Raw genomic sequence first — 13,374 nt, forward strand, 5'->3', positions numbered from 1 at the left:
GTGATAGCATGGCTGGAAAACTCTTTGGAACCTCTGGAATACGTGGAAAGATAGGTTCTGAGGTAACCTGTGAGTTGGCGTTGAATGTCGGAAAGGCACTGGCCTATTATCTGGGCAATTCCGGAACAGTTGTATTGGGTTATGATACACGTACCACCAACAAGATGCTTGATGAGGCAATAACCGCTGGACTTCTTGAAAGCGGAGTTGATGTAGTCAAGATTGGTATGGTTCCAACACCTCTGGTCGGATATGCAACAGAAAAGCTTGACGCCGATGCAGGAGTAATGCTTACCGCATCACACAATCCTTCCCCGTACAATGGAATAAAGCTATGGAACAAGAACGGGATGGCATACACCTCAGCTCAGGAAAGTGAAATCGAAAAGATTTACTTTGAAAAATCTTACATTTCCGTAAGTTGGGACAAAGTCGGAAAATTGAGCTACAATGAGGAAATCAAAGGTCAGTACGTTGACGATTTGGTGGCTATGGTAGACATTAAAGAGGGTTTGAAGGTTGTCATTGACTGTGCATCCGGAGCCGGAAGCGAAATATCACCACTAGTATTCAGAAAGGCGGGATGCGAGGTCACTACATTAAACTCCCAGCCTGACGGATTTTTCCCTGGCCGCAATCCGGAACCGAACGCCGATAATTTAGGAACCCTGATGAAGACAGTCGTTGCAATCGGAGCCGACCTTGGTATAGCACACGACGGGGATGCCGACCGTATGATAACCGTAGATGAGGAAGGTAACATCTCACCATTCGATTCCTTACTTGCATTAATCTCTAAGGAATTTGACGGGGATATCGTAACAACAGTCGATGCGGGACTGTGTATGGATGAATCAGTTAAAGGTGAGGTTTTAAGAACTCCTGTGGGAGATGTGAATGTTGCAGAGGTAATCATAGAGAAAAATGCGGCATTCGGAGGGGAGCCTTCAGGAACCTGGCTGCACCCTGACTTCTGCATGTGTCCTGATGGAATTTTATCCGGTTTAAGGATGGCAGAAATTGTCTCACGTGACGGTAAACTGTCTAAACTTCTGGCAAAAATTCCTTCCTATCCGAACATCCGTGAAAAGATAACCTGCTCAAAAGAGGAAAAAATAAAGGTCATGGAGAACATGGAGGATCTGCTTAAAGCATCCTTTGACGATATAGTTGACGTGAATTCCCTTGATGGTGTAAGGCTGACCTTTGCCGATGACAGTTGGGTACTGGTAAGGCCTTCAGGAACAGAAGACTATATCAGAATCACTTTGGAGTCCCGTGATGGCGAACGCGCAGAGCAAATCAGGGAAAAATGTGTAAAAATCATTAATGAAAATCTATAGATGAAAATCATTTTCATCTTAACTATTTTTTTTAAATCAATATAATTTTTAAAATAAGCTTGTTTTAAAGGAGAATTCTTTTTTTAAAAAATAAAAAAATCTGAAGAAGATTGATTTATTTATTCTTCTTCAGCGATGAATGCGTCAACACCTAAAGCTGCACATTCTGGGCAAACCCAGTCATCAGGCATGTCTGCAGGAGTTTTTCCAGCAGGAATGTTGTATGCAGGGTCACCTTTTTCAGTATCGAATCTATATTCGCAGTGTAAACAAACATATACAGTCATTTATAATATCTCCTTTAAATTTTTGCTATTAGCATAGCTAATATAATCTTATTATATTTTACCTATTATTTAATAATTTTCATTTGAGCAATCAAAATTATTTTATAAGTAAAAGACAAATACATATAATATTATAAGATAATTTTTATAGGGGATAATAAAAGTGAAAGCAATTATTTTAAGTGCCGGTGAAGGTTCAAGGATGAGGCCTTTAACACTTACAAAGCCTAAGACCATGTTGCCGGTTGCTGGAAAGCCAATCATTCAATATAATATTGAATCATTAAGAGATAATGGAATAACTGATATTTTGCTGATAGTAAGATACAAGGAAGAGATGGTTCGGGATTACTTTGGTGATGGCAGTGAATTTGGAGTTAATATTTCCTATGAAACTCAGGAAGACTTTTTGGGTACTGCAAATGCAATAGAATACGGTAAGGACTTCATTGATGACAGTTTAATTGTTTTAAACGGAGATATTATTTTGGATGATGAAATCATCAATGAAATTATCAAGAAATACAATTATCTCAAACCGGATACACTCATGCTTTTGACAGAAGTTGAAGACCCTTCAGCATTTGGTGTTGTTGAAATTGAAAACGGAAACATAAAAAGCATTGTTGAAAAGCCTAAAAAGGAAGATGCTCCAAGCAATCTTGTTAATGGTGGTATCTACATATTCAATGAAGATATCTTTGATAAAATAGAAAAGACTGAAATTTCCGAACGTGGAGAATATGAAATAACAGATTCAGTCACTCTCCAGATTGAAGACGGAAAAAAGGTTATCGGACACAAGACAAGCAAGGATTGGATTGATGTCGGAAGGCCATGGGAACTCATTGAGGTCAATGAGGAACTGATCGGACAGTTAAAAACAGAAATCAAGGGAACAATCGAAGAGGGAGCGCATATCCACGGTGAAGTCTTTTTGGATGAGGACAGTATAATCAGGGCAGGAGTATACATTGAAGGTAACGTATACATAGGAAAACATTGTGATATAGGCCCTAACTCATACATCCGTGGAAATTCCTACTTTGGTGACCATGTCCACGTTGGAAATGCCGTTGAGATTAAAAACTCAATCATCATGGAAAACACCAACGTAAGTCACTTGAGTTATGTCGGTGACTCCGTCATCGGTTCCAACTGTAACATTGCGGCCGGAACAAACATCGCTAACCTTCGTTTCGACAACCGGTCTGTAAAAACCAAAATCAAAAACCAGATGATTGACAGTGGAAGAAGAAAGCTCGGATCAATCATAGGTGATGCCGTAAAGACCGGTATCAACTCAAGCTTTTCACCGGGAGTGAAAGTTGGATACAACTCCACAATCGGTTCAGGGGTTTTGTTGTATGATGATGTACCCTCCGATACTCTTGTATTGGTAAAACAAAATCATATCATTCAAGACAAAAAGAAAAAACATAAATAAGGCGATATTATGGAAAATAATAAAGACTCTATTGTAATATGCCCAGGCGCACAAGTAATTGGAAAAGTTGAATTAGGCGAAGACGTATCAATCTGGCATGGTGCCGTTTTAAGAGGAGATACCGATTCAATAAGCATTGGAAACAGGTCCAATGTCCAAGACAATTGTGTAGTGCACTGTACCGAAGGTTATCCTGTGGAGATAGGGGAAAATGTTTCTGTAGGTCATGGTGCAGTGGTTCACGGATGTAAACTTGAAGACAACGTTTTGATTGGAATGAATGCCACCGTATTGAACGGTGCCCACATAGGCAAAAACTCAATTGTCGGAGCAGGTGCCGTTGTAAGTGAAGGAAAGGAATTTCCAGAAAACAGTCTGATTTTAGGCGTTCCCGCAAAACGTGTAAAGGAGCTTAATCCGGAACAGATTCAAATGATTCAAAATAATGCGGATAATTATGTAAAACTTTCCAAGCGGTACAAGGAAGACTAATCATGAAGGCAAGACAAATCGTAGAAGAGATGGACTCTTATGTTCCAGGAAGATCACAGGATGAAATCGCACAGGATTTCGGACTCAAAAAGGAAGATATAATTAAATTAGGTTCAAACGAAAACCCTTGGGGTCCTTCTCCAAAGGCACTGAAGGCAATTGAGGAGGAGATGTCTGCAATCAACAGATATCCTGAATCACAGTTGCATGAACTTGTTGAGGAAATCGCAAAATACTCAGATGTTGACACTTCACAGGTCATTGTCGGTGGAGACGGTGCCGATGAAATCATAGATGTTCTTGCAAAGACATTCATCGATAACGGGGACGAATTCATCGTTCCCCTGCCGTCATACATGTATTATGAGTATCTCTTAAAGCAATACGGTGCGAAACCTGTCTATGCAAGATGGGATTTGGATGAAAACAGGCTTGATGTGGATTCAATATATGAAAAGATTTCTCCCAAAACAAAAATGATTTTCCTATGTTCTCCGAATAACCCTACCGGAACACTGATTGAAAAGGAAACATTAAGGGAAATCGCATCAAAAAATCCTGAAATACTCATTGTCATTGATGAGGCCTACTTTGAATACTCAGAGGTTACAAACAAGGACCTGATAGATGAATTCGACAACATTTTTATCATACGTACCATGTCAAAGGTGCTGGGCCTTGCTGGAATGAGGATCGGATACGGTCTTGCATGCAGTCAGATAATAGAGTACATGCACAGGATTAAACCGGTATTTTCCCTTACAAGACTTTCATTTGTGGCTGCCCTCAACACATTCAGGGACAGCGAATATATCGAAAGCTCAATCAAAAGGGGAATCGAGTCAAGACAGTACCTGTATGATGAGGTATCAAAGATTGATGGATTATACGTATTTCCTTCAAAATCAAATTTCATGCTTATACGTGTCAAGGACACAGGATTTACAGCAAGCGAGCTGGCCCATGAGCTCATGAAGAGAGGGGTCATAGTTCGTGACTGCACATCATTCAAGGGTCTTGATGAATACTGGATTAGGATAAGCATCTGCACCCTTGAGGAAGATGAAAGATTTATTGAAATATTGAAAGAGGTCTTAAGCTAATGTATGTGGGCGGTAGCGTAATATCCTCTGTTGAGTTCCATGGCAACATGAGCCTGGTGATTTTCATGTCAAAATGTCCTTTGGCATGCAGATACTGCCACAATGTGGAACTTTTGGAGGACAGCACTGAAAAATCATTGGATGAAATAAAGCAGGAAATAGATTCATCAGCAGATTTTTTAGATGCTATTGTCATTTCAGGTGGAGAACCGTTAGTACAGCCGGATGCAGTAATTGACATATTTACCTATGTAAAGGAGATAGGTCTTAAAACAAAACTGGATACAAGTGGAATCTATCCGGAAAACCTTAAAAAGATTATAGATCTGGGTTTGGTGGATTACATTTCACTTGATGTAAAAACAACATTTTCAAAATACCGCAAAATCACAGGAGCAAACGTCGGTTTTCAGGTCAAAAAATCAATGGACCTGATTAACCAGGCAGGAATTCATCTTGAAATCCGAACAACATATGTTCCGACATTGCATACTAAAAAGGATATCATGAATCTTGTCGATGAAATCGAAGCTGAAATCTATACCATTCAGCAGTTCAGAAACAAGAACGTGCTTGATCCTGCTTTGGAAAAAGTTGAAGTTCCAAACCCTCATGATTTGGTAGACCTTGCACGCGAAATCAAGCCGTACTTTGATGGCGTCGTCAAGGTCAAGTCAGGGGAGTTCGGTGAACAGGTAATTTAGGGAAGTGTTATATGCCAATTTTATCCTTTTCAAGTAATGATATTGAAGTTATCACTGGTAAGAAAACCAGAACCATCAGAAAAGCATGGAAAACACCACTTAAGGTAGGTGACAGATTATATTGTTACTGGAATCTTGTTTCCAAGGAAAAGATGAAGATTTTTGAAGCTTTTGTTACCGGAATCGAAAGCATTCCATTTTCCGAAATCAAGGACAATGACGAGCTTGCAAGAGAGGAAGGATTTGAGGACTCAAAGGACATGCTCAGGGAATTCAAGAAGATGTATGGTGGAAGAATCGACCCTGATGAGGAGTTCCAGATAATATACTTCGAAAAGATTGACATTGATGACTGGAGAGGAGACAAGATTGATGAAAAGGCAATGATTACCAAAAGGGCTGATATTCTTTTTGACAGCGGTAAGTTTGACAAGTCAACAATGTGTTATGAGGCTGCACTGAGACTTGACCCTCATGACGTATACCTTTTAAACAAGCAGGGGGATAACCTTTCAAGGCTTGGAAAGTTCATTGAGGCCATCGAATGTTACGACAAGGCTCTTGAATACGAGCCGGATAACATTTACATTTTAAACAACAAGGCAATCGCACTTCTGAACTCAGGCAACATCAATGAGGCTCTTAAGGTCAGCAATATCGCATACAACTATCGTCCGAGCAGCCCTATAGTTCTCTATTGGAGAGGATTCATTCTGGAAATGCTTGGAAGATATGATGATGCGCTGAGGGTATATGACAAGCTTATAGTCATTGACAGTGAAAATCCAGAGGTTTGGAATTCACGCGGAAACCTCTTAAGTGACATGGGACTTTTGGAGGAGGCAATCGAGTCCTTCGACAAGGCTGTTGAGGTATGTCTTGACGATTCTGAGGTAGATGCCGCCGCAATCAATCGTATGGGCAATGCATATATTGATTTGGGTAAGTTCGATGAGGCACTGGAATGCTTTAACCGAGCCATATCTCTTGAAAAAAACAACATCGACTTTCTGCTCAATAAGGGTGTTGTTTTGATGGAGCTTGGAAAGTTCGAAGAGGCCGTCGAGAGTTTCAATATGGTGCTTTTGAGAAGCCCTGACAATGAGGATGCGTTCTTCCTGAAAGAGGAATGTCTCGAATATTTCTAGTGACATGTAGATTGTCACGCAAAAACATTTAGTTTTCAATAATCGAAGTTATTATATTAAAAATAGCTTTCATTAAATTAACTTTTTTTAGAAAAATTAGTATTTGCTTTATCGCAAATCTTATTAAAATAAAAGAAAAAATGGAGTAGAATTATTTTTTGTATTTTTTTATTAAACCCATACCCCAATCTGTCATTTCATCAGCTTTTTCCTGTGAGTCGGACTCTGAAAAGCATCTGAAAATCGGTTCTGTTCCTGATGGTCTGATGATTACCCAACCGTCATCCTTAAGGATTTTGACACCGTCTGTAAGGTCAAGTTCGAAATCGGTTGTGGTTTTAATCTCATCTGCAATGCTTTTCATTACAAATTCCTTTTCATCGTCCGGACATTCGATTTTCATCTTGCTTGCGTAATAGACAGGAAGTTCTGCTACAAGTTCTGATACCGGCTTTTTGGATTTTGCAACAATCTCAAGGATTTTGGCAACGGTCATGACTGCATCCCTTCCGTAAACGAAATCAGGGAAAATTAGTCCTCCGTTTTCTTCTCCACCAAACAGGCCGTCAGTGTCTTTCAGCTTACGTGCAACAAGAAGGTCTCCAACAGCGGTGGCTATTACCTCTCCGTTGTACTCCTCTGCAATGTCATAGATTGCCTGTGAGGTTGCAACTGTGGTCACAATGGTTCCTCCATTGTTTTCCTTAAGCATTTCGCGTTCGACAAGTGTGAATGTCTTGTCGCCCAAAACGAAGTTGCCTTTCTCGTCAATACAGATGGTTCTGTCTGCGTCCCCGTCGTGTGCAAGACCGATGTCTGCGCCCAATTCCTTAACGACGCTGATTAGCTCCTGGAGATTTTCCTCGATAGGTTCAGGGTTACGTCCAGGGAAGAAACCGTCTGCCTGTGAATTCAGGGTTGTCACTTCACAGCCCAATTTGCGTATGAGATAAGGGGCGGTAAAGCATCCTGCACCTGATCCGCAGTCAACAACAACCTTCAGCTTTGCCTCACGGATTGCGTCTGTGTCGACCTTTGAGACTGCCTCGTCTACATATTCGTCAATAATCTTGTCGTTGTGATAGATTTCTCCGATTTCTGAAAACGGTACTCTGTCAGGTTCTTCGTCAAAGTACAGTCTTTCGATTTCAAGTTCCATATCGTCAGGTATTCCGATACCGTCTTCATCTAAAAATTTAATTCCGTTATATTTTGGAGGATTGTGTGAAGCTGTAATCATTACTCCTCCATCATAATACTTGCGAACAGCATATTGCACGCCCGGTGTTGGCAGGATTCCTAAATCTACAACATCACAGCCGCTTGATAATAATCCTGCGATAACGGCATGCATCAGCATTGGGGAGGTTGTACGTGTATCTCCTCCAACAGCTACGGTTCCCTTGATTTGTGTACCGTAACATGCAGCAAGTCTTGATGCAAATTCTGGAGTTAAAACATCATTGGCGGTTCTTCTAACACCAAATGTTCCGAATAATCTTTTCTTATCAGACATATTAATAATTCCTTTAAGTTTATTATATTATACTTTTTGTTTTCCATAAATAAAAATATAATGCTAACTGACTATTCTCAAACTGTCTCCCCTTGATAATATAAGCTCCATTTCGGAGTTGTACTGTGTGACGGTTCCGACTACCTGGACCTTGTGGTTTTTAAAGCTGTCAATGTCAAGGTTTTTAGATTCAATCTCGGCCACCTGACTTTCAAAGATGATTAATTGGATTTGCGCTTCACCGTCATTAACCGTTAAAAAGTAGCTGGTCTTGGAGCTTGACTGCGCCACATCGGTTATTACTCCCTTGATGGATACTTCCTCGTCTATCATTCCACGGTTTATGTCCTTTATATCAACTTCCTTGACTTCAATTGTTGGAGTGAATGCTATAAGCCCGATCAGTCCAATGAGTGAAGTCACCAGTGCTATTTTAAGTAGTTTGTCGTCTGTAATTTCCATGCTTTAAGGATTAATTTTTGATTTATAAATATGTTGAAGTTTTTTTGACTGCAATATTGATTTAGAGTTGTTATTTAATTGTAATATGCAAAAACTTAAAAAATCGGGAATGTCCGGTCATGGTGAATCCGTCAGCGACTTCAGAATATATGTAAGTTGTGATGGTTAGGATTGTGGGGTTTTTTAAAAGAAAAAATAATGATGATTAATTTCTTAATCTCATTAAATCAGTTTCCTGTATTGTACATTGAAATAAGTCTTTCAACAGTATCCGCATCCATCGGACTTTTGTCCTTACGAATGTTTTTAACGACCGGGAACCTTAATGAGTATCCTGTCTCATATTCTGGGGATTCTACAATTTCGGAAAATGCAATCTCCAGAACTATTTTTGGCTCAACCTTGATTTCACGGCCTTTGGTTGAAATCTCAAGCTCCTTCATTCTGCCGGTCAGATACTCCAGTGTTGCATCGTCAAGACCTGTTCCGACAAGTGCAATGCTTTTGAAATCATCGTTTTCATCTCTTAATGCCACCAGGTATGATCCGACAAAGTCTCCCCTTTTTCCGATACCGTAGGTACCTCCAATAACAACCATGTCCAGTGTTTCAGGTTCGGCCTTGTACTTGAGCATCTTCTTGCCTCTGAGTCCCGGGATATAAGGTGCTGTGCAGTCCTTGATCATGATTCCCTCATGGCCCTCATTGATTGACCATTCGAAGAGTTCCTCGATTTCATTTATGTTGTCCTTGCTGGCCATCTTCATTGTACTCAGGTTCATCTCATCAACTGAGGTGTCGACGAAGCTTTCCAATGTTTCACGTCTCACTTTTAAAGGTTCATCTATCATTGGAACCTTATAATACATCACATCAAAAAGATAGACTTTTAAAGGCACATTCTCCATTGCCTCTTCCACGTTATGTTTTCTTCTGACCCTGTGAAGGACATTCTGGAAAGGCAGAGGCTTGCCGTCACGTGTGGCTATCACTTCACCTTCCACAATATAGTCTTCATGTGGGAGGTGTTCATTGAACAGTTCAACGATTTCAGGCAGTGCATGGGTGATGTTTTCCAGTCTGCGGGTGAAAATCTTGATTTCATCACCGTTTCTGTGAACCTGCAGTCTGATACCGTCATATTTTGTATCACATACTGCACATCCCATCTCCGGTATGATTTCATCCAGAGGCGGTGCCAGCTGTGCAAGCATAGGCTTTACAGGGGTTCCAGGTGTCAGGTTTAGTTTGGAAAGACCCTCTTCACCTTCCTCCTTGGCGGTTCTTGCAACAACTGAAAAGTCGTTTGTGAGCATCTGTGCCCTTTCGACGATTGCCTTGTCGATATTGAACGCCTGAGCTATTGCATCACGGACAACACCGTCACCTACACCGATTCTCAACTCTTCAGTGATTGTACGTGTCAGGTATTTGGCTTCTGTTGCGCTTGCCTGGCTTAACAGTTCCAGGATAACTGCAATCTTACGGTTTGTTGACCTTGAACCTGAAATCTGTGACAATTTTCGAAGGCTGTTGAATACAAAGTCGATTGTCAGAGGCTGTGAGAAGAATGTCATCTGGGACTTTTTGGCATACAGCTTGATGCATGCAAGACCGATGTCTCCCTCGTCACGGACTGCATCCTCAACGGCATCCTGTGTTGTTCCGACAGCTTCTGCAACTGCCCTTTCAACCAGTTTTCCTCCGATACCGATTTCCTCTGAGCTCCATGCCGGAAAGACAGTACCTAAAATCAGGAGGCCCACCTTTTCGATGGTGTCTGAATCAAGAGTCTTTAGGTAGTTTGAGATGATTTCGGTCTTTTCAAGCCTTTTTGTGGTTGCCTCAAGAGCAGAGTAGACATCCACAAGTTCCTGATATTTCATTAGAAGTCTCCTTTGGCTATTTTTACTGCGCAGTATTCTCCGCACATTGCACACATTTCGTCATCATCAAGTTCGCATTTGTCACGGTATTTTCTTGGTTTGGATTTGTCCAGTGCCAGGTTGAACTGTTCCTCCCAGTCAAAGTTCTTTCTTGCACGGGCCATTGCGCGCTCCCTTTCCCATGCCTGAGGAAGACCTTTTGCAACGTCTGCGGCTTCGGCTGCAATCTTTGATGCAACAACTCCTTCCTTCACGTCTTCCAAGCTAGGAAGTGATAGGTGTTCTGCAGGGGTTACATAACACAGGAAGCTTGCGCCTGCAGTTGCGGCTATTGCCCCTCCTATCGCTCCGGTAATGTGGTCATAACCCGGCGCAAGGTCGGTCACGAGAGGTCCGAGTACATAGAATGGTGCTCCGTGACATATTGTCTTTTGTATTTCCATATTTGCCTTGATCTGGTTTAATGGCATGTGTCCCGGACCTTCAACCATTACCTGGACGTTGGCATCCTGTGCCCTTTTTACAAGACCTCCGAGATTTACCAGTTCCTGTATTTGAGGGATATCGCTTGCATCTGCCAGGCAACCCGGTCTGAGGCCGTCACCCAGTGATAGTGTAATGTCGTATTCATAGGACAGTTCAAGTAGATAATCGTAGTTTTCATACAATGGGTTTTCCATTCCGTTGTGGTTGATCCATGAAGCCATGAATGTTCCTCCACGGCTCACGATTCCCATCATACGATTCTGTGATTTTAGTTTTTCAACAATGTCCCTGGTTATTCCGCAGTGGAGTGTCATGAAATCCACACCTTCCTTTGCCTGGTTTTCGATTGCCTTGAAGATGTCGTCAGGGTCCATGTCTATGATTTCCTTGTCTTTTGCTAGAGTTACAACGCCGGCTTCATATATAGGCACTGTACCGATACACAAATCAACTGCATCCATAATCTTTTTTCTGAAGAGTTTCAGGTCTGAACCGGTTGACAAATCCATCAGTGCGTCTGCACCGTATTCCTGTGCAAGACGTGCCTTGTCGACTTCCAAATCCAAGTCATCAATCTTTGATGATGATCCTATGTTGGCGTTGACCTTGGTTGTAAGGCCCTCTCCTATACCGCAAGGTTTTGAGTGTCCGTTAACGTTTTTAGGAATTACGACTTTTCCACTATCAATAAGTTTAACAAGTTTATTTACATCAATGTTTTCTTTTTCGGCAACATATTCCATTTCTGGAGTGATGTTGCCCTTTTGTGCTTCACTTTTTTGAGTCAAATTTATCCCTCATGTTGACTAATCATTAATAAATCTGTTCCTCTTAATATATAGAAGTTTTTCTTGTATATTATCTGTTGAAAAATCGGCTATTTTTTTAGTTTCAATTGTAAATACTTTTTATTTTTTATTTTACTTTATTTTAAATCTAAAAAAATTAATTTAATTATAAAATTGCTTTTGGTTTATAAAATTGATGTTATTTAAAACTTAATAATTTAAATAGGGCTAAAATTTAATATTATTTCACTCAATCACCATTTTTTGGAAAATTTTCAAAACTTTTTTTTTGCAATGATGGGTGATGAAGATATTGGCGAATTTTCTTCATCTTGAAATTGAGGTGATGATTAATGGACAAAATAAAAGTGATTTTAATAATCCTTGAGATTATCAAATTCATTTTGTCCGTTGTCTGTATCTTTAGATAGATTATCTATAGATTAAATTGTTGAATTAAAGAGGAGTTTTTGACGGTTATAAGGTTTTGCAGCTGGAAGTTTTCCTATAATTCCCCTTCTCTTTGTATATTGTTTTAAATGGTACACTTAATCATAAATTATAAATATGTTTAATGAAATACCTAAAAATAGCAAAGATTTAATCTTCGCTATAAACTGTTGAATGAAAAATCATTTCTCAGTTTCAAACCGTTATTGCAAATGGTCTAAAAAATTCGCATGGTTTATGGGCGGCAGTTCATAAACTATTTTTAGACTTACTATTTTTGACAAATCTTTTTTTATCTAATGATGCAAGAATACCATGACCTCTTCAAGGTCGTGGATGAATTGCATTAAATGAGGGGGGAGTTAGATAGGATTGGATGATTACTCATCCGCACCCTCTTGAGAACCGTACGTGTCTCTTTCAAGACATACGGCTCAAATAGACATTTATCTGAAAATCTTCGCTTTCAGCACGAAATATCCTAAATCTTTGCTTATTTACATACTTATAAGTCTTCTTCCAGTCGGTATCAGACCATATAGTATCGTATGATGTTGTGGACTCTAAAACAGTACTGTTTTGAGCATAACTCATCTTTTATCACCATCCTTTTAACAAACAAACATTAATAGTTTTATTTACATGTTGTCTACTCTTTGAAAGTCAGCCATGTTTCCATGCCTGCCACAGAGGGGCAGGTATCCGTTCACAGTTAATAATTTCCCTGTTTTCCTGCTATCTTTCGATTATAACGGCTTTTGCTTTCTTCAAAATCCTCTACCATCTGAAGAATTCCACTTCGTTCGCAGTCCGCTTACCTAGAATAGACATTTTTCTAGGACTTCAAATGGCTTACCGGGTTAATCTCCCATCAGATACGAATAAGGTAAGGTCCAAACTTTACACCGGCAATTCTGCGGGTTGTGCATTATAAGTATTAGTATAGTACTTATTTCCTAATTGCAATCGATAGTAGCACTCATTATAGTGCTTTGTATCCTACCTATCGGCATTTGTCACGATGCTTGCATTCGTTCACTTTAATTAACCATTCTTATTCTTCCTCTAGCCCTGATGACACTGGATACTAGTGTTTCATTAGACATTTTGCTCATGCAACTTCCTAGACTCGTTACCAAGCCAGGAATTTCACAGGAGGAAATCCCAACACAACAGGGATTAAAACAACTTCATGTAAGAAGTGTTTCACTGATACAAAGTAGGGAAAAAGGAGACCCTATCCCGTCGCACATACTTTTCAA

12 protein-coding genes are annotated in these 13,374 nt (G+C 40.1%); 6 read left to right on the top strand and 6 right to left on the bottom strand.

Annotated features, from left to right (window positions below; genetic code table 11):
* Positions 1–8 precede the first annotated feature (8 nt).
* Positions 9–1,343, top strand: coding sequence for a phosphoglucosamine mutase (gene glmM / locus QZV03_RS04495; protein WP_296874505.1), 1,335 nt, complete (start codon positions 9–11; stop codon positions 1,341–1,343).
* A gap of 119 nt (positions 1,344–1,462) precedes the next feature.
* On the opposite strand, the gene QZV03_RS04500 is transcribed toward glmM (QZV03_RS04495), so the two are convergent.
* The gene (locus tag QZV03_RS04500) at positions 1,463–1,630 is read right to left on the bottom strand and encodes a rubredoxin (protein ID WP_296874506.1); all 168 of its coding nucleotides are present in this window, start codon (positions 1,628–1,630) and stop codon (positions 1,463–1,465) included.
* A gap of 157 nt (positions 1,631–1,787) precedes the next feature.
* On the opposite strand from QZV03_RS04500, the gene glmU reads away from it, so the two are divergent.
* From glmU to QZV03_RS04525, 5 genes are read left to right on the top strand one after another with little or no spacing between them, the layout of a single operon-like run.
* Positions 1,788–3,077: a bifunctional sugar-1-phosphate nucleotidylyltransferase/acetyltransferase gene (gene glmU, locus QZV03_RS04505; protein WP_296874569.1), complete on the top strand. Its 1,290-nt coding sequence runs from the start codon at positions 1,788–1,790 to the stop codon at positions 3,075–3,077.
* Positions 3,078–3,086: 9 nt separating this feature from the next.
* Positions 3,087–3,569: a gamma carbonic anhydrase family protein gene (locus QZV03_RS04510; protein WP_296874507.1), complete on the top strand. Its 483-nt coding sequence runs from the start codon at positions 3,087–3,089 to the stop codon at positions 3,567–3,569.
* Between the two features lie 2 nt (positions 3,570–3,571).
* On the top strand, positions 3,572–4,672 hold the full coding sequence (gene hisC, locus QZV03_RS04515) for a histidinol-phosphate transaminase (RefSeq protein ID WP_296874508.1): 1,101 nt from the start codon (positions 3,572–3,574) through the stop codon (positions 4,670–4,672).
* Complete coding sequence (locus tag QZV03_RS04520) at positions 4,672–5,376, top strand: anaerobic ribonucleoside-triphosphate reductase activating protein (protein ID WP_296874509.1); 705 nt, start codon at positions 4,672–4,674, stop codon at positions 5,374–5,376. Before hisC ends, QZV03_RS04520 begins: the two co-directional genes overlap by 1 nt.
* Positions 5,377–5,387: 11 nt before the next feature.
* The gene (locus QZV03_RS04525; RefSeq protein WP_296874510.1) at positions 5,388–6,524 is read left to right on the top strand and encodes a tetratricopeptide repeat protein; all 1,137 of its coding nucleotides are present in this window, start codon (positions 5,388–5,390) and stop codon (positions 6,522–6,524) included.
* A 151-nt stretch (positions 6,525–6,675) separates the two neighbouring features.
* Here QZV03_RS04525 and glmM (QZV03_RS04530) read toward each other — a convergent pair whose 3' ends face one another.
* From glmM (QZV03_RS04530) to QZV03_RS04550, 5 genes are all read right to left on the bottom strand, one after another.
* Positions 6,676–8,040, bottom strand: coding sequence for a phosphoglucosamine mutase (gene glmM / locus QZV03_RS04530; RefSeq protein ID WP_296874511.1), 1,365 nt, complete (start codon positions 8,038–8,040; stop codon positions 6,676–6,678).
* A gap of 63 nt (positions 8,041–8,103) precedes the next feature.
* Entirely contained in the window at positions 8,104–8,502 is a 399-nt protein-coding gene (locus QZV03_RS04535; RefSeq protein WP_296874512.1) for an exodeoxyribonuclease VII large subunit, read from the bottom strand.
* Positions 8,503–8,729: 227 nt separating this feature from the next.
* Complete coding sequence (locus tag QZV03_RS04540; protein ID WP_296874513.1) at positions 8,730–10,388, bottom strand: ATP-dependent DNA ligase; 1,659 nt, start codon at positions 10,386–10,388, stop codon at positions 8,730–8,732.
* A complete protein-coding gene (gene thiC, locus QZV03_RS04545) occupies positions 10,388–11,662 on the bottom strand; it encodes a phosphomethylpyrimidine synthase (RefSeq protein WP_296874514.1) in 1,275 nt (424 codons plus the stop codon). Before thiC ends, QZV03_RS04540 begins: the two co-directional genes overlap by 1 nt.
* Positions 11,663–12,532: 870 nt before the next feature.
* Complete coding sequence (locus tag QZV03_RS04550) at positions 12,533–12,706, bottom strand: hypothetical protein (RefSeq protein ID WP_296874515.1); 174 nt, start codon at positions 12,704–12,706, stop codon at positions 12,533–12,535.
* Between the last annotated feature and the right edge of the window lie 668 nt (positions 12,707–13,374).

It is taken from the genome of uncultured Methanobrevibacter sp. (assembly GCF_902788255.1).
In the GTDB taxonomy this organism is placed as follows: Archaea; Methanobacteriota; Methanobacteria; order Methanobacteriales; family Methanobacteriaceae; genus Methanocatella.